This is a genomic window from Stenotrophomonas geniculata ATCC 19374 = JCM 13324, from assembly GCF_001431625.1.
GTDB lineage: Bacteria > Pseudomonadota > Gammaproteobacteria > Xanthomonadales > Xanthomonadaceae > Stenotrophomonas > Stenotrophomonas geniculata.
In genome coordinates this window covers 1-25,202 of sequence record NZ_LLXT01000030.1, presented here as the reverse complement: position 1 = coordinate 25,202, position 25,202 = coordinate 1, and the positions used below count along the sequence as shown (strand labels likewise).

Genomic DNA, 25,202 nt, shown 5'->3' with positions numbered 1-25,202 from the left:
CCGAGCATGGCTCGGCTCTACAGGGATGCAGCCCCGGCGGGGGCGTGCCGACCAACGGTCGGCACCCACCATTCCCACCTCACCGTCCTTACACCAGCAGCCGTTCCACCAGCCGCTGGTACAGCCCGGGCAGTGCTTCCAGTTCGTCCACGCGCACGTTCTCGTCCACCTGATGGATGCTGGCGTTCACCGGCCCCACTTCGATGCACTGCGCACCCAGCGGCGCGATGAAGCGAGCATCGGACGTGCCGCCGCCGGTGCTTTCTTCCGGGGCACGGCCGATGTGCTCGGCCAGCACTGCACGGGCGGTGGCGCGCAGCGTGCCTTCCGGGGTGTAGAACGGCTCACCGCTGCGGTGCCACTTCAGCGTGTACTGCAGGCCATGCCGGTCCAGCAGTGCGGTGATCTCCGCCTCCAGCTTCGGCGCATCCCAGTGCGGGTTGTAGCGGATGTTGAAATCCACTTCGAGCTCGCCGGGAATCACGTTGTTGGCACCGGTGCCGGCGTGGATGTTGGAGATCTGCAGGCTGGTCGGCGGAAAGCTCTCGTAGCCTTCGTCCCAGCGCCGTGCACTCAGTTCGGCCAGGGCCGGAGCCGCCTGGTGAATCGGGTTGCGTGCCTTTTCCGGATACGCCACGTGGCCCTGCACGCCCTGCACGCGCAGCTTGGCCGACAGGCTGCCACGACGCCCCACGCGCAGCAGGTCGCCCAGGATCGCGGTCGATGACGGCTCACCGGTGATGCACCAGTCGATGCGCTGGCCGCGTTCGGCGAACAACCGTGCGACGTGGCGCACGCCATCGATGGCGTCGCCCTCCTCGTCGCTGGTCAGCAGCACCGCCAGCGTACCGGGGTGATCGGGATGCGCGGCGACGAACTGCTCGGCGGCGACCACGAACGCGGCCACGCTGCCCTTCATGTCGGCGGCGCCACGGCCATACAGCACGCCATCGCGGATCTGCGGCGTGAACGGGTCGCTGGTCCAGGCCTCGCGCGGACCCGTCGGCACCACGTCGGTATGGCCCAGCAGTATCAGTACCGGCGCGCCCTGGCCGTGGGTCGCCCACAGGTTGTCGACCTCGCCCAGGCGCAGGTGATCGCACTGGAACCCGGCCTGCTTCAGGCGTGCCGCCAGCAGTGCCTGGCAGCCAGCATCATCCGGCGTCACCGAGGGTCGTGCGATCAGTTCGCAGGTCAGGTCGAGGACCGCGCTCATGCGTCACCCACGCCGAAGCGGGCCTTGAAGCCGTTGTCACTGAAACCCTGGCTGACCGTGCCGTCGGCGGTGACCACCAGCGGGCGCTTGATCAGCTGCGGGTACTCGCGCAGCAGCAGCTTCCATTCGGCCTCGGAATCGGCGGCCTTGCGGTTGTCCGGCAACTGCCGCCAGGTGGTGGACGACTTGTTCACCATCGCCGCCAGGCCACCCAGCTGCGCTGCCCACGCCAGCAGGGTTTCCGGACTGGGTTTGTTGTCGCGGTAGTCGACGAAGGTGTACGGCACGCCGAAGCGGTCCAGCCACTTGGTCGCCTTCTTGCAGGTATCGCAGTTCTTCAAACCGTAGACAGTGGTGCTCATGGCCATCTGTGATGCTGGAAAACAGAGGGCCAGAATCTCACAACAGGCGCTCGGACACGACCCGGAACGGCACCCGTGGCAGCAGGAAGGCCAGCCCCTCGGTCAGGTTCACACCCAGCGCCTGCAGGCGCGGGCACTGCAGCTCGCCTTCAAGCTGCAGCGGCTGCAGGCGGTCGATCTCGACCGGCAGCGCGATACGGGTGCTGGCCCAGCGACAGTCGCAGGTACGGGCGATGGCCTCGTCCTGGCAGGTGAGGAAACGCAGGAGGGCCTGATGGCCACCGAAAGCCGCCGTCCATGCCGCGTCCTCCCAGCCCGCAGCAGCCTGCCACTGCAGGTACAGCTCCGGCGCACTGCCCTGCCCGCCTTCGATCCGGGTATTCCCACGGCCATCAGTGCGCACCGCATGTTCGAAGCGGGTGGAAAGATGCGGCTGCATGGCATCGCTGAAGGCACGCGCGCCGGCGACGAAGGGCAGCTGGTCCATCACGTTGCGGTCGAACAGCACCACCGGTGTCCCGTCCGGAGCGTCGTCACGACGCAGGTACCAGCGCCAGTTGCTCTGCCTTGGAGACGGCATCAGGGAGCGCAGCGGTCCGGCCAACGCCGGCCCGAAGTGGCCGTGACGGTAGCTGAGGATGGTGTAAGGCGTACGTCCGGCATGGACCACGTAATGATGGCCCGGCGGTGGCGATGGTGCGTGGCGCACATCGACCCACCAGCTCACGTAGACCACATCGCGCACATCGCTGACCATTGCCGGCATCGGCCAGCGCCGCGAAAGTGCGCGGCGCAGCCGGGTCCAGCGCGGGGCGTGCAGCAGGCGCGGCAGCATCCGCCCGAACAGGCTGTCGGACGGATGCCGGTAGATCGCGGACTGCGCCAGATCCTCCGGCACAGCCACCTTCAGTCGGCCAGGCCGCGCAGCAGGTCGTTGACGCTGGTCTTGCTGCGAGTCTTGGCATCAACCTGCTTGACGATCACCGCGCAGTACAGCGAATGGGTACCGTCCTTGCTCGGCAGCGAGCCGGACACCACCACGCTGTACGGCGGGATGTAGCCGTAGGTGATTTCGCCGGTGGCACGGTTGTAGATGCGGGTGCTCTGGCTGAGGAACACGCCCATGCCGATCACGCTGTGGTGACCGACCACCACGCCTTCCACCACCTCCGAACGGGCACCGATGAAGCAGTGGTCCTCGATGATGGTCGGGCTGGCCTGCAGCGGCTCCAGCACGCCGCCGATGCCGGCGCCACCGGACAGGTGGCAGTGCTGGCCGATCTGCGCGCACGAACCGACGGTGGCCCAGGTGTCGACCATGGTGCCTTCGCCGACGTAGGCGCCGATGTTGGTGAAGCTCGGCATCAGCACCACGTCCTTGCCGAAGTAGGTACCGCGGCGGGCGATCGCGCCCGGCACCACGCGCACGCCGCCGCGGCGGAACTTCGCTTCGTCATAACCGGCGAAGCGCGATTCGACCTTGTCCCAGAACGGCGCCGGGCGCGCATCGACCACCGCCATGTCGTTGACGCGGAAATACAGCAGCACGGCCTTCTTCAGCCACTCGTTGACCTTCCAGCCACCCTGGCCATCCGGCTCGGCGACGCGGAACTCACCGCTCTCCAGGCCGTCGATCACGCGGTTGACCAGCGGCTTGGTCGAGCCTTCCAGCTCGTGCAGGGTCAAGGTGGCACGGCGCTCGAAGGCACTCTCGATACCAAACTTCAGCTCTTCCACACCCGGTGCCGACGGCTTGCGCAGCGACTTGCGGGCGATGGTTTCGGCGCGGACGGCTTCGGCGCTCCTGGCCGGTGCCTTCTTCGCTGCAGCCGCTTTCTTCGCCGGGGCCTTCACCGCAGCGGCCTTCTTCGGCGCAGTGGTCTTCTTCGCGGCCGGTGCGGCGGCAGCAGGTTTCCGGGCCGCTGCGCTCTTGGGGGTCGCGGCGGTCTTCTTGGCGGGCTTGGTGGCCATCAGGCGGGGTCTCCGGCGTTTCGATCAGGGTCCAGGCAGGCCAGCATCGCGTCATGCAACTGCTGCCGGGCAGGTTCAGTCAGGGGGAGGTCGTGTTCGTCACTGATCACGAAGGTGTCTTCGGCGCGTTCGCCGAACGTGGCAATGCGCGCATCATGCACGCGCAGGCCCTGGTTGCGCAGCACGAACGCCACATCGGCCAGCAGGCCGGGGCGGTCGGGAGCGACCAGGGCGAAACGGGTTGCACCCGGCTCATCGCGGAATTCGATGCGCGGGGCAAAGCGGAAGTGCCGCAGCTGCCGTGGCACCACCCGGCGTGACGGCCGCAGGCGCGACAGGTCACCACTGAGTGCGTCACGCAGCGCCGCTTCCAGATTGGCACTGCTGCCATCGGCGAAGGTATCGGCCGGGTTCACTTCGAAGGTATCGAAGATGGTATCGGCCGGGCCGTCCAGCACGCGTGCGCGGTGGATGCCGTAGCCCTTGCGGTCCAGCGTCATCACGATGGCGGCAAACAGGCCGTCGCGGTCCGGCGAATGCACGAATACTTCCAGCGCGGGGTCGTCGACGCTGATCCGGCGTACCTTCACCAGCGCCTGGCCCTGCTTCACCGGCACCAGCGCGGCGGCCTGCCAGGCCAGCTGCTCCGGGCGCAGGCGGATGAAGCCCTCATCCGGCATCACCGCGAACTGGCGGTCGATAGTGGCATCGTCGTAACCCCGCTCGCGCACCAGCGCGCGCACGCTGTCACGCGCCTCGGCCACGCGCTCGGCTGCCGGCACCGGGTGTTCCAGCCCCTCGCGCAGCGCGCGCCGGGTGGCGAAGTACAGGTCGGCCAGCAGGCGGTCCTTCCAGGCATTCCACAGCTTCGGGCTGGTGCCGGCGATGTCGGCGCAGGTCAGCAGGTACAGGTAGTCCAGGCGGTCGCGGCTGCCGACCAGGGTGGCGAAGCGATGGATCACCTCCGGGTCGGCGATGTCCTGCTTCTGCGCGGTCACCGACATGCGCAGGTGCTGTTCGACCAGCCACGCCACCAGTTCGGTGTCGGACATGCTCAGCGCATGCGCCTGGCAGAACGCGCGCGCATCGACCGCGCCCAGCTCCGAATGGTCGCCGCCACGGCCCTTGGCGATGTCATGGAACAGGCCGGCCAGCAGCAGCAGCTCCGGCTTGCGCAGGCGTGGCCACACTTCATGCGCGATCGAGAAGCGCTCGTCGGCACGGCTGCTGGCGAACAGGCCGATGTTGCGCAGGACCATCAGCGTGTGCTGGTCGACGGTGTAGACATGGAACAGGTCGAACTGCATGCGCCCACTGACCTGGGCGAAGGCGGGAATCCACTGGCCAAGCACGCCCAGCCGTGCCATGCGCGAGAGCGTATCGACCGGGCGCTGGCCGCGCAGCAACGCCAGGAACTGCTCGCGCGCATCGGCGTCGGCCTGGTCGTAGGCCGGCAACAGCGGCAGCGCTTCAGCCAGCGCCCGCGCGGTCAGCGAATGCAGGCCGCGCACCTGCGGATTGTTGGCCCAGCTGGCAAACAGTGCGAACACCTGGCCGATATCGCCGCGCGGCCAGTCGGCTTCGTTGGCCGCCAGGTAGCCACGGCGCAGGGAAAAGCCCACGGTCAACGGCTCCGGCTGCGCCTCGCCGTCGAACTGCTCCTCGAAGCGCTGCAGCAGGCGGTCGCTGATCCGGCGCACCACCAGAGCGGCGCGGTAGAAGCCCTGCATCATCTTCTCGACACCGAGATTCTCGGCATCGTCTTCAAAGCCCAGGCGTGCAGCCAGGGTCTTCTGGTAATCGAAGCGCAACCGCTCTTCGGGGCGTCGCGCCACCAGGTGCAGGCCGAAACGCAGCCGCGCCAGCACCGCACGTTCGCGCTTCAGTGCTGCCGCTTCGTCGGCGCCCAGATGGCCGAGCCCGACCAGCGCCTCCAGGTCACGCACGCCGAAGGCACGCAGTGCCATCCAGCCCAGCGTGTTGAGATCGCGCAGGCCACCGGGGCCATCCTTCAGGTCCGGCTCCAGGTTGTCGGCGGTGTCGCCAAAACGCTGGTGGCGGTTGCGCAGCTCTTCCAGCTTGGCCAGGAAAAACGCGCGTGCCGGCCACAGTTCCCGATCGTCGATGGCCTCGCGCAGCGCGCGACGTGCCGCATCATCGGCCAGGATCGGGCGCGCCTCGATCAGTGCAGTCAGCACGGTCTGGTCCGCCGCCGCCTCACGGCACTGCGGCGCCGAACGCACCGCATGGCTGACTGCGAGCCCGCAGTCCCACAGCAGTGCGAACAGGCGTGCCAGTGCGGATTCATGCGCCAACTGTGCCGGCGGATCACCGAACACCAGCAGGTCGATGTCCGATCGCGGGAACAGTTCACCGCGGCCATAGCCCCCCACCGCGAACAACGACAGCCCGCTATCGGCGGCCAGGCAACGCTGCCACGCCAGGCGGATCAGATGGTCGGCGGCGCGCGCGCGCAGCGCCAGCAGGCGCTCGATGTTGTCGCCCTGGTCGAAGCGGCGGTACAGGCGCGCGTCGGCCTGCTGCAGCGCCTGGCGCGCGGCAGCAGCCCAGTCCGGGTCGTTGAGCGACGCGGCCGGCGTGTCCAGCAGCGAACTCGCCGGCAGCATCCTCAGGAGACCTGCGACTCGCCCGGCGACAGGGTCAGCACGTCCACGCCGGTCTCGGTGACCGCGATCATGTGCTCCCACTGTGCCGACAGCTTGCGGTCCTTGGTCACCACGGTCCAGCCATCCGGCAGCACCTTGTTGTAGCGGGTGCCCTCGTTGATCATCGGCTCGATGGTGAAGGTCATGCCCGGCTGCAGCACCAGGCCCTGGCCCGGGCGGCCGTAATGCACCACCTGCGGCTCATCGTGGTAGACCTTGCCGATGCCGTGGCCGCAGTACTCGCGCACCACGCTGAAACGCTCGCCTTCGGCATAGCTCTGGATGGCATGGCCGATGTCGCCCAGCGTGGCACCCGGGCGTACCGCGCGGATGCCGCGCCACATGGCTTCGTAGGTGGTTTCCACCAGGCGGCGGGCCATCACCGACGGCGTGCCGACGAAGTACATGCGGCTGGTGTCGCCGTGCCAGCCATCCTTGATGACGGTGACGTCGATGTTGATGATGTCGCCATCCTTGAGCACCTTCCCTTCGCTGGGGATGCCATGGCAGATGACGTTGTTGACCGAGGTGCACACGGTCTTCGGGAAGCCGCGGTAGCCGACGTTGGCCGGAATGGCGCCCTGCACGTTCACGATGTGGTCGTGGCAGATGCGGTCCAGTTCCTCGGTGGTGACACCGGGCTTGACGTGGGGGGTGACGATGTCGAGCACTTCGCTGGCCAGGCGGCCAGCGATTCGCATCATCTCGATTTCCTGCGGGGTTTTCAGATTCACGCTCATGGCCGCCATTATCGCCGATCCGGCCACAATCTGAACGAACGCCACCCAACTGGCGATCCGGGCCATGCACGGTTCCGGCAAGGAAAGTGAAAGCGTGACCCCCGCCACCCTTTCGCCTCCTCATTTATCACGGAATACAGACACTTACGCCACCTAAGCTGGGGTCACCGTCGCCGAAGCGGTGCCGAACGTGCCGCCTTCGCCTTGTTCAACGGACCTTCGGGTCAGGGAGGTTGTCCATGCGATCCGCGCTTCGTTCCCCGCTTGCCTGGGCTTTGACCGGGGTTCTGCTGTCCAGCCCGGCCCTGGCCGCAGACACCACCACCTTCAATGTCACCCTGGTGGTCACCAAGGCCTGCACCATCACCGCCGCGGCGGCCACCAACGTCGACTTCGGCACCGCCGCCTCGACCACGGCGACCCCCACCCTGGGCCAGGGCACGGTCACCGCCCAGTGCTCGGCACTGACCCCGTACACGATTTCACTGAATGCAGGTGCCAACGCCAGCACCGCCAATGACGTCACCACCCGCCGGATGAAGAACACCAACGCCGCGGTGACCGCCAACAACTACGTCGGCTACCAGCTCTACCAGGACGCCGCACACACCCTGGTCTGGGGTGCCACCTCCGGTACCAACACCCAGGCTGGCATCGGCACCGGGCTGGCCGTGCCCTACATCGTCTACGGCCAGATCCTGAACCTCAGTACGAACAACCCGGCGACCGGCAACTACCTGGATACGGTTACCGCCACGATCACCTATTGATGGAGCACGCCCGCATGGCCCGACCCCGCCCGTGGCGCGCCACCGGCGTGGCGCTGCTCGTCCTGAGCCTGGTACTCGCCGCCCCGGTCGAAGCCACCAGCCTGCAGGTCGCCCCGACCAGCCTGCAGCTGGAAGCGCGCCAGCGCGCCGGCGAGCTTTGGCTGACCAACAGCGGCACCTCGCCGGTGAAGCTGCAGGTGCGGGTGTTCCGCTGGGTGCAGCAGGACGGGCAGGAACAACTGTTGCCCACCGATGGGCTGGTGGTCACCCCGCCGATGCAGGAACTGGCTGCCGGACAGCAGCAGCTGGTCCGGGTGATGCGTCCGGACAGGACGCCACCGCCTGCACAGCAGCATTACCGATTGATCGTCGACGAGGTGCCCGATCTGGCCACCCGTGCCGAAGGGATGCAGTTCGTGCTGCGCTATTCGATACCGGTGTTCGTGCAGCCCGCCGCCGGCAAGCTTGCGCCGCAGCTGCAGGCCCGCCTGGTGCAGTTGCCCGATGGCCGCAACGGCGTCGAGGTGGCCAACGCGGGCAACAGCTATGCGCAGATCGCCGATCTCGCGCTGGGTAGTGCCACGCGCCCGCGCATCGTGCATCCCGGACTGCTGGGATACGTGCTGCCCGGGCAGGTGATGCGCTGGCCGATCGAGCGCACGGCGATCGACCGCGACAACGACCAGATCACGGCCAAGCTCAATGGCGAGTCGGAACAGACGCCGCTGTCGCCTCCATCGGCTCGCTGAGGCGTTGATGGGTGCGCTGCTTGCTGCCCTGGCTCCTGCGGCGATCCAAGCCGCCGATGTGTCCGGTGCAGCGGCCACCGCCGCCGATGTATCAGGCATCTCCGCCGATGCGATCCTGCCACCGCCCACACCATTGACCGCCAACCAGACGCTGTACCTGGACGTGGCGCTCAACAGCACCCCACGCGGCCTGATGCCTTTCATCGAGAACCGTGGCCGCCTGCAGGCCAGCCCCGACGTGCTGCGCCAGCTCGGCTTCAACGCCAACGGCGATGCACCGGTGTACCTGGACCAGATCAGCGGCGCGGTGGTGCGCTATGACGCACGCCTGCAGACCCTGTCGCTGGACGTGCCGCTGGACCAGCTGACCCTGCCGACTACCGTGCTCAGCCGCCCGCAGACGCGCGCCCCTGCAGGCAGTGCCTCACCCGGACTGCTGCTCAACTATGACGTGTATGGCAGCCGGGTGGATACGCTCGGCAACCTCAGCCTGAGCCCGGAACTGCGCCTGTTCGGCGTCGGCAACGGTACCTTCGAAAACACCGCGGTCAGCCGACGCTACCAGCAGCCCGGCGATCGTCGCTGGCGCGGTGAGAGCGTGCGCCTGGATACGCGCTGGAGCCTGGATTTCCCCGACAAGGCGATGACGCTGGAGGTCGGCGATTTCTACAGCGGCTTCGTCGACTGGACCCGCCCGGTGCGCCTGGGCGGCCTGCAGATCGGCCGCAACTACGGCCTGCAGCCGTATCGCGTGCTCACTCCCACGCCCAGCTTCCTCGGCCAGGCCGTGGTGCCCTCCACCGTCGAGCTGTATGTCGACGGCCTGCGCCAGTACAGCGGCCAGGTCCCGGTCGGCCCGTTCCAGCTGGCCGCGCAGCCAGGCATCAGCGGCACCGGCAACGCGCAGGTCGTGGTCACCGACGCATTCGGCCGCATGCAGACACTGGATTTCAGTTTCTATGGCACCCAGCAACTGCTGGCCAAGGGACTGTCCGACTGGTCGGTCGGCGTCGGCCACCTGCGCCAGGACTTCGGCCAGCGCTCCTTCGCCTACGACGATCGCACCGTGGCCAGTGCCAGCTGGCGCGGCGGCATCAGCGATACCTTCACCGGTGAAGCGCATGCCGAAGGCGGAGGTGGCCTGGCCCAGGCCGGCATCGGCGGCTGGTGGCTGCTGGGCGGCGCCGGCGTGTTCAACGCGGCCTACGCGCACAGCAACCATCACGGCCTGCAGGGCGGGCAGTGGGCACTGGGTTACAGCTGGAACAACCGCCGTCTCAACGTCAACCTGCGCAGCGTGCGCAGCCACGGCGACTACCGTGACCTCGGCGCGCTGCAGGGCAACCTGCCGCCGAGCATCAGCGAACAGGCCACGGTCGGGCTGGATCTGCTGCGGCTGGGCACGCTCAGCGCCAGCTACCTGCGCCTGCGTTACCCCGATGGCGAAGACAACCGCTATGCCAGCCTGTTCTGGTCGCGCACCTGGAGCCAGCGCTGGTCGGCCTACCTGTCGGTGAACCAGAACCTGGACCAGAGTGATGACCGCAGCATCTATCTGTCGGTGACCGCCAGCCTGGGCAACAACCGCCAGGCCAGCCTGTCCAGCCAGCGCAACGGCGACAGCCAGACCTGGGTGGCCGACGTCACCCAGCCGGTGCCCGGCGATGGCAGTGCAGGCGGCATCGGCTGGCGCGCGCAGGTGCGCCACGGCGAGGACGGCAACGGCGGCCTGGCCGAAGTCGGCATCCTCAATGACATCGGCCGCTACTCGTTCGGCGCCTCGCGCCAGGGCGGGCTCAACTATGCCTACGGCAGCGCCAGTGGCAGCCTGGTCTGGATGAGCGGGCACGCGTTCGCCACCCGCGAGGTCTCGGACGCGTTCGCGGTGATCAGCACCAACGGCGTCGGCGGCGTGCCGGTGCGTCTGGAGAACCGCCTGATCGGCGTCACCGATGATCGTGGCCTGTTGCTGGTCAGCCCGCTGCTGTCCTGGCAGCGCAACCGGGTCTCGATCGACACCCTGGACCTGCCCGAGGACATGCGTGCCGACCGCATCGAGGACTGGGTGACGCCGCGCCAGCGCGCCGGTACCCACGTGACGTTCCAGTTGCGCTCCCGTCCCTCTCTGAGCCTGACGCTTCAGAGCATGGACGGGCAGCCACTCGAAGTGGGCAGCGAAGTGCAGCTGCCCGATGGACGCCAGGCCACGGTGGGCTATGACGGCCTGCTGTACCTGGAAGACATCGCTGCCGGCAGCGTGCTGTACATCACCACCAGCCGCGGCCAGTGCCGGGTGAAGGTACCCGACCAGCCCAAGGTGGTGGCGTCTGGCGCCCGGCCGAAGCCGGCACCGCTGCAGTGCATTCCGGAGGTCGCGCCGTGAGGGTGCTGCTGCTCGGCGTGCTGCTGGTCGCCGGCCTGCTCGCGGCACTGCCGGCCCGGGCGACAGCGGTCTGCACGGCAATCGCGAACCCGACCCTGCCATTCGGCAACATCAACAGCAACGCTCCCGGCCCTACAGCGGCAACGCTGAACATCACGGTGACCTGCACCACCGCCGCACTGAGCCTGCTGGCCACCACCGGCGTCCGCGTCTGCGTGGGTATCGGCGCCGGCAGTGGCGGCGGCAGCAGCTCCACCTTCCGTACGATGTCCACCTCCACCAGCGACACCATGAACTTCCAGTTGTACAACACCGCCAGCCACAGCCAGGCCACGGGCCTGGTGCCGCGCGGCACGCCACCCGCGCAGGAGCTGACCATGAGCTACAGCGTGCCGCTGCTGACCGGCGGCAGCGGTGCGCAGTCCGTGCAGCTGTTCGCGCAGATCCCTGCCAACCAGATCCTCGCTTCGGGTGCCTACAGCAGCACCTTCAGCGGCGCCAACGTGGTGCTTACCTGGGCCTGGAACGAAGTCCTGCTCGGCACCGCCACCGTGCCGGCCACCTGCAACGGCGGCGCGACCGGCACCAACAGCGCCAGTGGGGCATTCAGCTTCACCGCCACTGCCAACGTGCTGCCGCAATGCGGCAGCTACGTCACCACCAGCATGGACTTCGGCAACGTCACCGGCAGCATTCCCGCCAACATCGACCGGACCGCCACGCTCACGCTGACCTGCCTGAAGAACACTGCCTACCAGATCAGCCTCAACAATGGCCAGAACAACCCCGGCGCCTCCACCACCCGGCGCATGGCCACCACCATTGGCAGCGGCACCTACTACCTCCCCTATGAGCTGTACCGCGATGCCGCGCGCAGCCTGCGCTGGGGTAGTACCCTCAACGTCGATACCGTTGGTGGCACCGGAAGTGGCAGCGCGCAGCAGCTGACCATCTATGGCCGGGTGCCGCCGGTCACCGGCCAGCCCGCGGCCGGTACCTACAACGATCTGGTGCAGGTGACGATCACCTATTGAGTCCCCTGTGGAGCCGAGCCCATGCTCGGCTTCATTTTCTGGCATCCGGCAAGCCGAGCATGGGCTCGGCTCTACAGTTCCGGCGCAACCTGCCGATACCGCGCAACGGGTCCTACAGCACGGTGGATGGCAGGTGGTTCGCGCACTTCTGATCGGGGCGATGCTGGTCGCCAGTACGCCCGCGTGGGCCGATCCCGGCAGCACACCCCTGCAGATCCGGCTGACCGTGGTCGAGGGCTGCAGCGGTGATGCCGGCAACACCCGATGCGCGGCACCGCACAAGCGCAGCGACGCGCCCGAGCTTCCGCAACAGATCCGCGATCTCGCGCCGCCGGCCGACAGCGACGACGCGGCGCCCGCCGTGACCGTCATCTACTGATGCGTACCCTGCTGAGCCTGCTGGTACTGCTGCTGGCGCTGCCCGCGTCGGCGCTGGACCTGGTGCCGACCACCCTGCAGCTGCCAGCCGAAGGGGGACACAGCGAGCTGTGGCTGTACAACCCCGGTCCCGGCCGCTGGCAGGGCGAGGTTCGGATCCTGACCTGGGAACAGCAGGCCGACGCGGAAAAGCTGCGGCCCAGCGACCAGATCTTGGCCAGCCCTGCCCGGCTCGACCTCCCGCCCGGCACCCGCCAACGCATCTGGCTGCTGCCCCGGGACAGGGCGCCCATTGCCGGCGAGCAGGCCTACCGGGTGCTTCTGGCGCCCACTGAACCGGACCTGCCACGGTACTCACTGCCCTTGTTCAGGGGACACGCCGTGCCCCTGGCGCGGCCTGAGCTGCATGCCGGGATCGAACCCGGTACGTCACATCCCTTTCTGCGATTGGGCAACGCAGGTACCGTACACGCCCGCCTGCACGATCTTGCGTTCGTCGCCGACGATGGCCGCCGCACCCTGCTGCTGCCGGGACTGGCCGGCTACCTGCTGGCGGGCCGGGAACGTCGCTGGGCCCTCCCCGCCCATGCCGACGGCTATGCCCGTGGCCATTTCCAAGCCCGGCTGCAGGACGGCCGCGTGGTCGATCTGACCGTGCCGGACCCGGCAATTGCAGCGAGCGCACCGAGCGGGCTATAATCGACCGGATTCCTGCCGCCTGCGTGCGCGGGAGACCGTCCACACCGGACGTCACCGGTGAATCCACACCTGCTGCCCCCATCCGTGCCGGGGTGCTCCGCAAGGAGTTCGGCCACGGAGGCAACAGGGAAGCCCAACCCCGGAACCGATCGCGCTTCCACGCGTCCCGCATACCTATCCCCGCGGGCGGAATCGCTGGTTCCATATCAGGAGTACTGCAATGCCCCAGGTCACCATGCGTCAGATGCTGGAAGCCGGCGTCCACTTCGGCCACCAGACCCGCTACTGGAACCCGAAGATGGCTCCGTACATCTTCGGCGCCCGCGGCAAGATCCACATCATCAACCTGGAAAAGACCGTCCCGCTGTTCAACGACGCGATGAACTTCATCTCGTCGGTTGCCCAGAAGCGCGGCACCGTCCTGTTCCTGGGCACCAAGCGCAGCGCCCGCGAAACCATCAAGGAAGAAGCCGAGCGTTGCGGCATGCCGTTCATGAACCAGCGTTGGCTGGGCGGCACCCTGACCAACTTCCGTACCGTCAAGCAGTCGGTTGCCCGCCTGAAGGAACTGGAAGCCGGTGAAACCGACGGCACCTTCGAGAAGCTGGTCAAGCACGAAGTGCTGGGCCTGCGTCGCGAGCGCGACAAGCTGGAAGCCTCGCTGGGCGGCATCAAGGACATGAACCGTCTGCCGGACGCCATCTTCGTGATCGACATCGGCCACGAAGACATCGCGATCAAGGAAGCCAAGAAGCTGGGCATCCCGGTCATCGCCGTGGTCGACACCAACTACAACCCGGAACTGGTGGACTACGCCATCCCGGGCAACGACGACGCCATCCGCGCTGTGCAGCTGTACGCCCGCGCCGCTGCCGACGCCGTGCTGGAAGGCAAGGCTGCTGCTCCGCACGCTGCCTCGGTGCGTGAGGAAGAGTTCGCTGAAGCCGCTGCTGAAGGCGAAGAGAAGCCGGCCCGCCGCGCTCCGGCCAAGAAGGCGGCCAAGAAGGGCGACGACGCCCAGGCCTGATCCAGGCCCCGGGGTGGACGCCCGGCATCCACCCTCCCTGCACGCAGCCTTTGGCGCGTGACAGGACCGTGTCACACGGGCCGGCCACCATGCCGGCCCAACCCCTTTCTTTCGTGAGGTAATCCCGTGGAAATCACTGCTTCCCTGGTCAAGGAACTGCGCGAGCGCACCGGCGCCGGCATGATGGAATGCAAGAAGGCTCTCACCGAAGCCAACGGCGACATCGACGCTGCTGCTGAAGCCATGCGCAAGTCCGGCGCCGCCAAGGCCGACAAGAAGGCCGACCGCGTGGCCGCCGAAGGCCGCCTGGGCCTGGCCCAGGATGGCGGCAAGGCCGTGCTGGTCGAAGTCAACTCGGAAACCGACTTCGTCGCCAACGATGACAACTTCAAGTCCTTCGTCAATGCCGTCGCCGCTGCCGCCCTGGCATCGGGCGCCACCGACGTCGAAGCCGTGAAGGCTGCCAAGCTGGCCGATGGCCGCACCGTTGAAGAAGCCCGCGCCACCGCCGTGCAGACCCTGGGTGAGAACATCCAGATCCGCCGCATGGTCAAGGTCGACACCACCGGCAACATCGGTGCCTACGTCCACACCAACGGCAAGGTTGGCGTACTGGTCGACCTGATCGGCGGCGACGTCGAGCTGGCCCGTGGCCTGGCGATGCACGTGGCTGCCCTGAAGCCGCCGCACAACAAGGCTTCGGACGTTCCGGCCGACTTCGTCGAAAAGGAAAAGGAAATCGAGCTGGCCAAGATGTCCGAAAAGGACAAGGCCAAGCCGGCCGAGATCCTGGAAAAGATCATCAGCGGCAAGATCAACAAGATCGTCAGCGACGTGACCTTGTACGGCCAGACCTACGTGCTGGGCGACACCACCGTCGAGCAGGTGGTCAAGGCCGCTGGCGCCGACGTGGCTGGCTTCAAGCTGCTGATCGTCGGCGAAGGCATCGAGAAGGTCGTGGAAGACTACGCCGCTGAAGTTGCCAAGGCGATGCAGGTCTGATTCCAGCCTTCCGGCTGCGAAGCGACCAGAAGGAGCCGCGGGAATCCGCGGCTCTTTTTTTATGCCCGGGACAATGGGAGGCTCATGCTCCAACTGTTGTTGCGCACACCGACGCCGCGCACACCGGCACCTTTGCGTTGCGCGCGAATCAAGCCGATACTCGGCGCAGGGAATCCACAGTCACATAGCAGGAACGAAAATCGCGGACTGTGATGCATTCCTAGGTATTCTTGTCCCAATGGAATTGAACGACCCGACATGCCTCCCGAGCTGACAGCTGCCCTGGCGCTCTGCCGCAACCTGCCTTCGCCACCCGGTATTGCCCTGCGCATCATCGAACTGGCACAGGACCCGGAAGCGGACATCGCCACCGCCGCCGACATCATCGCCATCGACATGGCGCTGAGCGCTCGCATGCTGCGCATCGCCAATTCGCCGCTGTACGCCAGTCGTCGCCGCATCGAGAACCTCGGCCAGGCACTGACCATGCTCGGCCTGAATGCCACGATCAGCCTTGCCCTGGGCTTCACCGTCACCCAGGGCCTGACCGGCGGCGCCGGTGCCGACCACGACCTGCGCCAGCGCGCGTGGAAGCGCAGCATTCTCAGCGCACTGGCCGCCAGCCAGCTGGGCCAGGCCCGTGGCCTGCGCCGCCTGGAGGAACTGATGCTGGCCGGGCTGCTGCAGGACCTGGGCGTGCTGTGCCTGGCCCAGGCCGAATCGGAGCGCTACCTGCCGCTGCTGCGCGAAGCCCGTGACAACACGGACCTGGTTGCCCGCGAGCGCGACGCGCTCGGCTGCAGCCACGCCGATGTCGGCGCCTGGGTGGCCGAGCAATGGGGCCTGCCGCGCTATCTGGTGGAAAGCATCAGCCACAGCGAGGACGACGACGCTGCCGATTCGCCGTTCCAGGCCTGCGTGCAGCTGTCCGGCGCGGTCGCCGACATCTGGCTGGACGAAGATGCCGATGCCGCCCGCGAGCGCGCCCTGCACCAGGTGCATGACCGGCTGGAACTCGACAGCGCCCGTTTCGACCAGGTGCTGACCCGCATCAGCGAGGCCCTGCCGGACATCGCCAGCCTGTTCGAGGCCGGGCTGAACTCGCCCTCGCGGGTCCGTGAGCTGATCGACCACGCGCAGGAGCTGGCCACCCTGCGCAACCTGCGCGAGCTGCAGGATGCCGACCAGGCGCGCCGCCGCGCCGACGAATTCGAGGCGCGGGCCAAGCGCCTGGCCGACCAGGCCCACCGCGACGCCCTGACCGGCGTGCTCAACCGCCGCCAGCTGGAAGCGGTGCTGGAGCAGGAGTTCCTGCGCGCCGGGCGCCAGGGCTGGCCGCTGTCGGTGGCCTTCATCGACCTGGACGACTTCAAGAAGATCAACGATGCCCACGGCCACCTGACCGGCGACGAGGTGCTGCGCGCCTTTGCCGGCAAGCTGCAGGGCCAGCTGCGCAACAGCGACACCGTGGCCCGCTTCGGCGGCGAGGAATTCGTCGCGCTCCTGCCCAATACCAGCGAAAGCGTGGCCCTGGACGTGATCCGCCGGGTACTGGCCAACATCGTCGCCACGCCGATGGCCGAGCTGGAGGGAGGTCCGTTGTTCGTCACCTTCTCCGCCGGCGTGGCCACCCAGGGCGGCTACGAGCGCTTTGCCGACGTGCAGGACCTGCTGCGTGCCGCCGACGATGTGCTGTACCGATCGAAGAACCTGGGCCGCAACCGGGTGATCGCCCGCTCCCCAGGCGCCCTCGGCCACGACAAGCTTTCAGCCACCGTCGGCGCGGAGCTGGGCTGAACGGGACGCCCCGCGTGACCGGGGCGGATGGCAGGATTTTGCGCCGCAGTGCACAAAACACTTTGGCCCGACGCCGCATGCGCGTAGAATCGCCCGCGATTTCCACGCACCCGAGGTCCCTATGTCCAAGCTCGCCTATCGCCGCATCCTTCTGAAACTGTCCGGGGAGGCGCTGATGGGAGATGAGGACTACGGCATCGACCCGAAGATCATCAACCGCCTGGCCCGTGAGGTCATCGAAGCCCAGCAGGCAGGCGCCGAAGTTGCGCTGGTGATCGGCGGCGGCAACATCTTCCGCGGCGCCGGCCTGGCCGCTGGCGGCATGGACCGGGTCACCGGCGACCAGATGGGCATGCTGGCCACGGTCATCAACGCTCTGGCCATGCAGGACGCCTTGGAAAAGCTGGGCGCCAAGGCCCGGGTGATGAGCGCGATCAAGATCAACGACGTGTGCGAGGACTACATCCGGCGCCGCGCCATCCGCCACCTGGAAAAGGGCCGCCTGGTGATCTTCGCCGCCGGCGTCGGCAGCCCGTTCTTCACCACCGACTCCGGTGCCGCCCTGCGCGCGATCGAGATCGGCGCCGACCTGCTGCTGAAGGCGACCAAGGTTGACGGCGTGTACGACAAGGACCCGAACAAGCACAGCGACGCGGTCCGCTTCGACAGCCTGAGCTACGACGAAGTGATCCGCCGTGGCCTGGAAGTGATGGATACCGCCGCCTTCGCACTGGCCCGCGACAGCGACCTGCCGATGCGCGTGTTCGACATGGGCCAGCCGGGCGAGCTGCTGAAGATCCTCAGCGGCGAGAACATCGGCACCCTGGTCCAGGGCCGCGACCCGGCCTGAGCCTGAGTGCCAGGCGAGCTCCGGGCCGATTCAGGCCCGGCAGCGTCCCGTATTCGCCTATAATCGCCCGATTCCAGTTACACCCAGGACCGGGCGATGCTCAACGACATCAAGAACAACGCGCAGACGCGCATGGCCAAGAGCATCGACGCTCTGAAGCACACCCTCACCTCGATCCGCACCGGCCGCGCCACCCCGGCCCTGCTGGACCGCGTCACGGTCAGCGCCTATGGCAACGCCAGCACCCCGCTGAACCAGGTCGCATCGATCTCCAACGCCGACGCCCACTCGCTGCTCGTCACGCCGTTCGACAAGAGCATGATCAAGGAGATCGAAAAGGGTCTCTACAACGCCGAGTTCACCCCGAACACCCTGGGCACCGCGATCCGCATCAACATGCCGCCGCCGACCGAAGAGCGCCGCAAGGAGCTGGTCAAGCAGGTGCAGAAGGAAGGGGAAGGCGCCAAGATCGCGATCCGCAACATCCGTCAGGACGCGAACAAGGAAATCGCCAAGCTGGTCAAGGACAAGGCGATCAGCGAAGACGAGAAGAAGCGCGGTGAAGACGACATCCAGAAGTTGACCGACACCCACATCAAGGACGTCGACAAGGTCGTTGCCGACAAGGAAAAAGAACTGCTGTCGGTCTGAAGTCGATGCCTTCAGTCCCGCCTCCGTTGCCGGCCGCCCTGCCCCGCCACATTGCCATCATCATGGATGGCAATGGGCGCTGGGCACAGCAGCGCCGTCGTCCGCGCGTGATCGGCCACCGGGCCGGCGCGCGTGCGGTCAACCGCACCATCGAGCGCTGCCTTGAGCTGGGTATTCCGGCGCTGACCCTGTTCGCGTTCTCCAGCGAAAACTGGGGCCGGCCGCAGGAAGAAGTCGATGCGTTGATGAAGCTGTTCCTCGGCGCGCTCGACCGCGAAGTGGACGAGTTGCATCGGCGTGGCGTGCGCGTGCGCTTCATCGGCGAGCGCGAACGCTTCGGCGCCGGGCTGGTCAGCCGCATGCAGCTGGCCGAGCAGCGCACCGCGGACAACACCACCCTGACCCTGTCGATCGCCGCCAGCTACGGTGGCCGCCAGGACATCACCCGTGCCGCGCGCGCACTGGCCGCCGAGGTCGCCGCCGGCCGCCTGCTGCCCGAACAGATCGACGAATCGCTGCTGGGCAGCCAGGTCGCCCTGGCCGACCTGCCGCCACCGGACCTGTTCATCCGCACCGGTGGCGACACCCGCATCAGCAACTTCCTGCTGTGGCAGCTGGCGTACACCGAGCTGTGGTTCACCGAGGCGCTGTGGCCGGACTTCGATCCCGCTCTGCTGCAGCAGGCGCTGGACGCCTATGGCAGCCGTGAGCGTCGTTTCGGCCTGACCAGCGCCCAGATCGCCGCACTGGCCACCGAGACTTCCAGCCCATGACCAAGACCCGAGTCCTTGCCGCGCTGATCATGGCGCCGGTCGCCATTGCCGCGATCCTGCTGCTGCCGACCCAATGGTTGGCAGCGGCGGCGGCGGCGGTGCTGCTGATCGGCCTGTGGGAGTGGCTGAAGCTGGCCGGCATCGAAGACACCCTGGCACGCACCGTGCTGCTGGTGCTGAACCTGCTGCTGATGGTGCTGCTGGTCTGGGCCGATGGCAGCACGCTGGTGCTGTTCCAGATAACCACCCTGGCCGGCGTCGCCTGGTGGTTGGCGGCGCTGGTCTGGCTTCGCTTCTTCAATTTCGGCGCGCAACCGTCGGCACCCTCGCGCATCGTGAAGATGCTGGCCGGTACGCTGGCCATCGTTCCGGCCTGGGCCGCGCTGGTGCTGATCCATGCTGGCGGCGATCCGCCGGGCAAGCAGGGCCACCTGTGGCTGCTGGCTGCCCTGGCACTGGTCTGGGCGGCCGATTCGGGCGCCTATTTCGCCGGCCGTCACTTCGGCAAGCACAAGCTGGCCCCGCGCATCAGCCCCAACAAGACATGGGAAGGCCTGTTCGGCGGCCTGCTGGCCGGTGTCGCCGTGGCCGTCGGCCTGGGCTGGCTGGCCGGCATCGATACCGCACATCTGCCGGGCCTGCTGATCACCTCGGTGGTGGCCGTGTTCGCCTCGGTACTGGGTGATCTGTTTGAAAGCCTGATCAAGCGTCACGCCGGCGCCAAGGACTCGGGCCACCTGATTCCGGGCCATGGCGGCGTGCTCGACCGTGTCGACGGCGTCCTGGCTGCGGTGCCGGTGTTCGCACTCGGCAAGGAAATCTTCGGGTTCTGACCATGAATGCTGTCGCAGACCTGCGCCGGGTCGCCGTGTTCGGCGCCACCGGCTCGATCGGTGCCTCCACGCTGGACGTGATCGCCCGCCACCCGCAGCGCTATCAGGCCACCGTGCTGGCCGCCGGCCGCCAGGTGCAGGCGCTGCTGGCGCTGTGCCGCCAGCACAAGCCCGCGCACGCGGTGATCGCCGACGCATCACTGTTCGCCGAGCTGCGCGACGGCCTGCGCGATGCCGGACTGGCCACCGAGGCGCATGCCGGCCATGCCGCGCTGGACCAGCTGGCCGCCAGCGATGCCTGCGACACCGTGGTCGCCGCCATCGTCGGTGCGGCCGGGCTGTCTTCCACCCTGGCCGCGGCCGCCGCGGGCAAGCGCATCCTGCTGGCCAACAAGGAATCGCTGGTGCTGGCCGGTGAGCTGCTGACCCGCACTGCTGAACGTGCCGGCGCCGAAATCATCCCGATCGACAGCGAACACAGCGCGATCTTCCAGTGCCTGCGCTCGCGCGACGCCAGCATTGACGGTGCCGGTGTGCGCCGCATCCTGCTGACCGCCTCCGGTGGCCCGTTCCGCGGCCGCAGCCGGGCCGCGCTGGCCCAGGTCACCCCGGCCCAGGCCGTGGCCCACCCGAAATGGTCGATGGGCCCGAAGATCTCGGTCGATTCGGCGACGTTGATGAACAAGGGCCTGGAAGTGATCGAAGCCCACCACCTGTTCGGCATCCCCGGTGAGCGCATCGACGTGCTGGTGCATCCGCAGAGCCTGGTCCACTCGCTGGTCGAGTTCGTGGACGGTTCGACCCTGGCGCAGATGGGCCTGCCGGACATGCGCACCACCCTGGCCGTTGGCCTGGGCTGGCCACAACGCATCGAATCGGGCGTGGCGGGGCTGGACCTGCTGGCCCAGGGCCGGCTGGATTTCGAGGCCCCCGACACCGACGCCTTCCCCTGCCTGGCCCTCGCCTGGCAGGCGATGCAGGCCGGTGGCACCGCGCCGGCGGTGCTGAACGCTGCCAATGAAGAGGCCGTTTCAGCGTTTCTTCAGGGCCGGATCGGTTTCCTGACCATCCCGGAACTGGTTGCTAACGCTCTTTCAACACTGCCGACCCAGCCAGCCGATACACTGGAGGTCCTGTTGTCCGCCGACCAGCGGGCACGCCAGCTCACCCTGAACGCCATCGACGCCGCCTGAACGACCGCCTCGCACACGCATGACGACGCCGCCCCTGCCCGCCACTGTGAGCCTGCATGACTGACTTCATCGGATCGGTCTGGTGGATGATCGTCAGCCTCGGGCTGCTGGTCACGTTCCACGAGTTCGGGCATTACTGGGTCGGGCGCCTGTGCGGGGTCAAGATCCTGCGCTTCTCGGTCGGCTTCGGCCGGCCGCTGTGGTCGCGCCGGGACAAGCACGGTACCGAGTTCGCCATCGCCGCCATCCCGCTGGGCGGTTATGTGAAATTCCTCGACGAACGCGAAGTCGAAGTCCACCCGCACGAGCGCGGCCAGGCCTTCAACCACAAGACCGTCTGGCAGCGCATCGCCATCGTCGCCGCCGGACCGATCGCCAACCTGCTGCTGTGCATCCTGCTGCTGTGGGCGATGTTCGTGATCGGCAAGCAGGATTATTCGCCGACCATCGGCCGTGTCAGCGGCATCGCCGCCAGCGCCGGCCTGACCAGCGGCGACCGCGTGCTGCGCGTGGACGAGCGCCCGGTGGTCACCCTCGGCGAGGCCAGCATGGCGCTGACCGCCGCAGCGATGGACCGCCGCGACGTGAAGCTGGAAGTGCTGGACCCGGCCGATCAGGTGCGCGTGCGCACCCTGCCGCTGTCGCAGCTGCCCCCCGGTTTCGATGAACGACGCGTGCCGATCCTGGCTGGCCTTTACTGGCAGTCGTGGCTGCAACCGGCACGGGTCGATTCGCTCACCGCGGACTCCGTGGTGGCCGGGCAGCTGCAGCCGGGCGATCTGATCGTGGCGATCGACGGCCAGCGCATCGACGGTGCCGACCAGGTCATCGGCGAGATCCAGACGCTGGGCCGCGCTGGCGGCCCGGGCATGATCGAGGTCCTGCGGGGCGGCGAACGCCTGGCGCTGGAAGTCACCCCGCGCCAGGGCAAGGATTTCAGGGGCGAGCCGATCTGGCAGATCGGCGTGCAGTTCCCGACCTCGTTCAGCCCGCCCTATGACACCCTGCTGCGCTATGGCCCGCTCGACGCGGTCACCGTGGCCGTGCGCGAAACAGGCCGCCTGGCGGCCGATTCGCTGGGCATGATGGGCCGCATCGTCACCGGCAAAGCCTCGCTGCAGAACGTTTCCGGGCCAGTGACCATCGCCCGCGTGGCCAATGTTTCAGCCAAACGCGGCCTGGACTGGTTCCTGCAGTTCCTTGCCCTGCTGTCACTCAGCCTGTGCATCATCAACCTGTTGCCGATCCCGATCTTGGACGGCGGCCACCTGCTGTATTACCTTATCGAGTTGGTCAAGGGCAGCCCGCTGAGCGAGCGTGCCATCGCCGCCGGCCAGTACATCGGCCTGGCGTTGCTGGCCGGGTTGATGGGGTTGGCGTTCTACAACGACATCCTCGGCCTGGTCCCGCGATGAACTTTTCCATGTTGTTGCCGTCTACAGCGTCGGCATCCCGCACCAACGAAATCGACCTTCCTACCGGACGTGACATGACGCGACTCCCCAATCGCCGCCTGCTGGCCCTCGCCCTCGCCGCCGTCACCGGCGCTCCCGCCCTGGCCCAGGCAGCCGAGCCCTTCACTGTCAGCGACATCCGCGTGGATGGCCTGCAGCGCATCAGCTCGGGCACGGTATTCACCTACCTGCCGGTGGAGCGTGGCGAGACGGTCACCGACAACAAGGTCGGCGAGACCATCCGCGCCCTGTACAAGACCGGCTTCTTCGAAGACGTGCAGCTGGACCGCCAAGGCAGCATCCTGGTGGTGACCGTCAAGGAACGCCCGGCGATCAACAAGCTGACCGTGACCGGCAACAAGGACATCAAGTCCGAACAGCTGCTCAAGGGCCTGTCCGACATCGGCCTGACCGAGGGCGGCACCTTCGATCGCCTGAGCCTGGACCGCGTGACCCAGGAACTGCGCCGCCAGTACAACGACCGCGGCAAGTACAACGTCGAGATCACCCCGACGGTGAGCCCGCTGGACCGCAACCGCGTGGACATCGCGATCGCGATCAAGGAAGGCAAGGCGGCCAAGATCCGTCACGTCAACCTGGTCGGCACCGAGAAGTTCGAGAGCAAGGACATCCTGGAGACCTGGGAGTCCAAGGAGCACAACTGGGCGTCGTGGTACCGCCGTGACGACCAGTACTCCAAGGAAAAGCTGTCCGGCGACCTGGAAAAGCTCAATTCCTGGTACCTCGACCGCGGCTATGTCGACTTCAGCATTGATTCGACCCAGGTGTCGATCAGCCCCGACAAGCGCGACATGTTCCTCACCGCCGGCGTGACCGAAGGTGCGCAGTACAAGATCTCCGAGATCAAGGTCAGCGGCGACACGATCCTCCCGCAGGAGGACGTCGAGCGCATGGTGATCCAGAAGTCCGGCGACACGTTCTCGCGTGCGCTGCTGGAATTCAGCTCGGACACCATCACCAACTCGCTGTCCAACATCGGCTATGCGTTCGCCAAGGTGAACCCGATCCCGACCACCAACCGCCCCGAACAGACCGTGGCGATCAACATGCAGGTCGTGCCCGGCCCTCGCGTGTCGGTGCGTCGCATCCTGTTCCGTGGCAACACACGTACGTCCGACGAAGTGATGCGTCGCGAAATGCGCCAGTTCGAGAACAGCTGGTACTCGCAGGCCGCGATCGACCGCTCCAAGATCCGCCTGCAGCGCCTGGGCTACTTCGAGTCGGTGGACGTGGAAACCCCGGCCGTCAGCGGCAGCAACGACCAGGTTGACGTCGTCTACAACGTCAAGGAAACCACGTCCGGCAGCTTCGTGTTCGGCCTGGGCTACTCGCAGTCCTACGGCATGACCACGTCGGTGCAGCTGTCGCAGAACAACTTCCTCGGCGGCGGCAACCGCGTGTCGGTCGAAGCCTCGCGCAGCAGCTACCTGCAGCGCTACGGCTTCAGCTACACCAACCCGTACTTCACCGATGACGGCGTGTCGCTGGGCTACAACCTGTCCTGGCGCGAGCTGGACTACTCCGACTTCAACACCGCGCAGTACAACAGCACCAATGGTTCGGCGCAGGTGGTGTTCGGCGTGCCGATCACCGAGACCGATACCGTCTCGCTGATGTTCGGCATCGACAGCAACCAGATCACCACCTACCAGGGCTCGACCCCGCAGTCGATCATCGACTACATCAACGCCGTCGGTAAGCGCACGTTCCATGCCTGGCGCACCGAGCTGGGCTGGGCGCGTGACTCGCGCAACGACTACTTCATGCCGACCCGCGGCACCTACCAGCGCATTGGCCTGGAAACCACGCTGCCGGGTTCGACCATCGAGTACTACAAGCTGAACTACCAGATCAGCAAGTACTGGCCGATCATGCCGTCGCTGGTGATCAACACCCGTGCCGAAGTGGGCTACGGCGATGCCTATGGCAACGACTACACCCGCACGCTGACCAACCCGGACGGCACCACCCGTACGGTGACCGCCAGCGGCCTGCCGTTCTTCGAGAACTTCTACGCCGGCGGTACCAACTCGGTGCGTGGCTTCGAAGACAACACCCTCGGCCCGCGCGAAGTCACCAACGGCTATCCGGAAGGCCAGCCGCTGGGTGGTTCGCTGAAGACCGTTGGTTCGGTCGAAGCCTACTTCCCGCGCCTGTTCGACAGCCCGTCGGCACGTGTGTCAGCCTTCGTCGACTTCGGCAACGTTTACAACGGCGTGGACAACTTCAAGGCCAACGAACTGCGCGTGTCCACCGGTGTGGCCCTGCTGTGGCGCGCCCCGGTCGGCCCGATCTCGATCAGCTACGCCTTCCCGCTGAAGAAGAAAGACGATGACAAGATCGAACGGCTGCAATTCACGTTCGGTGGCCAGTTCTGAGGAACGTTGTTCCCCAGAACTGATCCACCTCCGGTGAATTGCCCGCGCATTTCACCTATCCCCCGCGCCGCTGGCGCGCCCCCCTTAACAGAGGGGGGCTCTCCACCAGACGGGGCGCGAAGCGCCGGGCATTGCCCGGCGTTTTCGTTTTGTAGATGACACTGCACGGCACGGACTTTTGGCCGCGCTCGCGGGAAATTGTCCAAAGGCGGCGGGTGGCCCTGGACAGGACCGTTGGCGCCATGGGCCCGAGGC

Annotated in this window: 22 protein-coding genes; 16 read left to right on the top strand and 6 right to left on the bottom strand. The window is 67.1% G+C overall.

Annotated features, from left to right (window positions below):
• Positions 1-88: 88 nt before the first annotated feature.
• The 6 genes from dapE to map are packed head-to-tail and all read right to left on the bottom strand — an operon-like array spanning position 89 to position 7,021.
• A complete protein-coding gene (gene dapE, locus ARC63_RS01890) occupies positions 89-1,216 on the bottom strand; it encodes a succinyl-diaminopimelate desuccinylase (protein ID WP_057502385.1) in 1,128 nt (375 codons plus the stop codon).
• A complete protein-coding gene (locus ARC63_RS01885) occupies positions 1,213-1,584 on the bottom strand; it encodes an arsenate reductase (protein ID WP_012510522.1) in 372 nt (123 codons plus the stop codon). Before ARC63_RS01885 ends, dapE begins: the two co-directional genes overlap by 4 nt.
• Before the next feature lie 31 nt (positions 1,585-1,615).
• A complete protein-coding gene (locus ARC63_RS01880) occupies positions 1,616-2,482 on the bottom strand; it encodes a hypothetical protein (RefSeq protein WP_057502384.1) in 867 nt (288 codons plus the stop codon).
• A 2-nt stretch (positions 2,483-2,484) separates the two neighbouring features.
• A complete protein-coding gene (dapD, locus tag ARC63_RS01875) occupies positions 2,485-3,549 on the bottom strand; it encodes a 2,3,4,5-tetrahydropyridine-2,6-dicarboxylate N-succinyltransferase (RefSeq protein WP_019336948.1) in 1,065 nt (354 codons plus the stop codon).
• Positions 3,549-6,158: a [protein-PII] uridylyltransferase gene (locus tag ARC63_RS01870; protein ID WP_462458786.1), complete on the bottom strand. Its 2,610-nt coding sequence runs from the start codon at positions 6,156-6,158 to the stop codon at positions 3,549-3,551. The genes dapD and ARC63_RS01870 overlap by 1 nt, the downstream gene beginning before the upstream one ends.
• 20 nt (positions 6,159-6,178) lie before the next feature.
• Positions 6,179-7,021 carry a type I methionyl aminopeptidase gene (gene map, locus ARC63_RS01865; protein ID WP_019336946.1) on the bottom strand — a complete coding sequence of 281 codons (843 nt, stop codon included), beginning with the start codon at positions 7,019-7,021 and terminating at the stop codon, positions 6,179-6,181.
• Between the two features lie 173 nt (positions 7,022-7,194).
• Here map and ARC63_RS01860 point away from each other — a divergent pair, with 173 nt between their 5' ends.
• From ARC63_RS01860 to bamA, 16 genes are all read left to right on the top strand, one after another.
• A complete protein-coding gene (locus ARC63_RS01860; RefSeq protein WP_010486309.1) occupies positions 7,195-7,725 on the top strand; it encodes a Csu type fimbrial protein in 531 nt (176 codons plus the stop codon).
• Positions 7,725-8,474, top strand: coding sequence for a fimbrial biogenesis chaperone (locus ARC63_RS01855; RefSeq protein ID WP_019336945.1), 750 nt, complete (start codon positions 7,725-7,727; stop codon positions 8,472-8,474). The genes ARC63_RS01860 and ARC63_RS01855 overlap by 1 nt, the downstream gene beginning before the upstream one ends.
• Positions 8,475-8,481: 7 nt before the next feature.
• Complete coding sequence (locus tag ARC63_RS01850) at positions 8,482-10,857, top strand: fimbria/pilus outer membrane usher protein (RefSeq protein WP_057502382.1); 2,376 nt, start codon at positions 8,482-8,484, stop codon at positions 10,855-10,857.
• The gene (locus ARC63_RS01845; RefSeq protein ID WP_057502381.1) at positions 10,854-11,891 is read left to right on the top strand and encodes a Csu type fimbrial protein; all 1,038 of its coding nucleotides are present in this window, start codon (positions 10,854-10,856) and stop codon (positions 11,889-11,891) included. Before ARC63_RS01850 ends, ARC63_RS01845 begins: the two co-directional genes overlap by 4 nt.
• Positions 11,892-12,024: 133 nt before the next feature.
• Positions 12,025-12,270, top strand: a complete 246-nt coding sequence (locus ARC63_RS01840; RefSeq protein WP_392421799.1) for a hypothetical protein — start codon at positions 12,025-12,027, stop codon at positions 12,268-12,270.
• On the top strand, positions 12,270-12,968 hold the full coding sequence (locus ARC63_RS01835) for a fimbrial biogenesis chaperone (RefSeq protein WP_057502380.1): 699 nt from the start codon (positions 12,270-12,272) through the stop codon (positions 12,966-12,968). Before ARC63_RS01840 ends, ARC63_RS01835 begins: the two co-directional genes overlap by 1 nt.
• Before the next feature lie 220 nt (positions 12,969-13,188).
• Positions 13,189-13,995, top strand: coding sequence for a 30S ribosomal protein S2 (gene rpsB / locus ARC63_RS01830; protein WP_005408748.1), 807 nt, complete (start codon positions 13,189-13,191; stop codon positions 13,993-13,995).
• Positions 13,996-14,121: 126 nt separating this feature from the next.
• Positions 14,122-14,997 (top strand): translation elongation factor Ts, encoded by an 876-nt coding sequence (gene tsf, locus ARC63_RS01825; protein ID WP_010486320.1) that lies wholly within the window; start codon positions 14,122-14,124, stop codon positions 14,995-14,997.
• 258 nt (positions 14,998-15,255) lie between these two features.
• Complete coding sequence (locus tag ARC63_RS01820) at positions 15,256-16,794, top strand: GGDEF domain-containing protein (protein ID WP_057502379.1); 1,539 nt, start codon at positions 15,256-15,258, stop codon at positions 16,792-16,794.
• Positions 16,795-16,915: 121 nt separating this feature from the next.
• Positions 16,916-17,644, top strand: coding sequence for a UMP kinase (pyrH, locus tag ARC63_RS01815; protein WP_010486325.1), 729 nt, complete (start codon positions 16,916-16,918; stop codon positions 17,642-17,644).
• A gap of 96 nt (positions 17,645-17,740) precedes the next feature.
• Complete coding sequence (gene frr, locus ARC63_RS01810) at positions 17,741-18,295, top strand: ribosome recycling factor (RefSeq protein ID WP_010486327.1); 555 nt, start codon at positions 17,741-17,743, stop codon at positions 18,293-18,295.
• A gap of 5 nt (positions 18,296-18,300) precedes the next feature.
• The gene (gene uppS / locus ARC63_RS01805; protein ID WP_029380082.1) at positions 18,301-19,068 is read left to right on the top strand and encodes a polyprenyl diphosphate synthase; all 768 of its coding nucleotides are present in this window, start codon (positions 18,301-18,303) and stop codon (positions 19,066-19,068) included.
• On the top strand, positions 19,065-19,901 hold the full coding sequence (locus ARC63_RS01800; protein ID WP_010486331.1) for a phosphatidate cytidylyltransferase: 837 nt from the start codon (positions 19,065-19,067) through the stop codon (positions 19,899-19,901). Before uppS ends, ARC63_RS01800 begins: the two co-directional genes overlap by 4 nt.
• A 2-nt stretch (positions 19,902-19,903) precedes the next feature.
• Entirely contained in the window at positions 19,904-21,094 is a 1,191-nt protein-coding gene (locus ARC63_RS01795) for a 1-deoxy-D-xylulose-5-phosphate reductoisomerase (protein WP_010486332.1), read from the top strand.
• 56 nt (positions 21,095-21,150) lie between these two features.
• Entirely contained in the window at positions 21,151-22,509 is a 1,359-nt protein-coding gene (gene rseP / locus ARC63_RS01790) for an RIP metalloprotease RseP (protein WP_057502378.1), read from the top strand.
• A 74-nt stretch (positions 22,510-22,583) separates the two neighbouring features.
• Positions 22,584-24,947: an outer membrane protein assembly factor BamA gene (bamA, locus tag ARC63_RS01785; protein WP_010486337.1), complete on the top strand. Its 2,364-nt coding sequence runs from the start codon at positions 22,584-22,586 to the stop codon at positions 24,945-24,947.
• Positions 24,948-25,202: the final 255 nt, after the last annotated feature.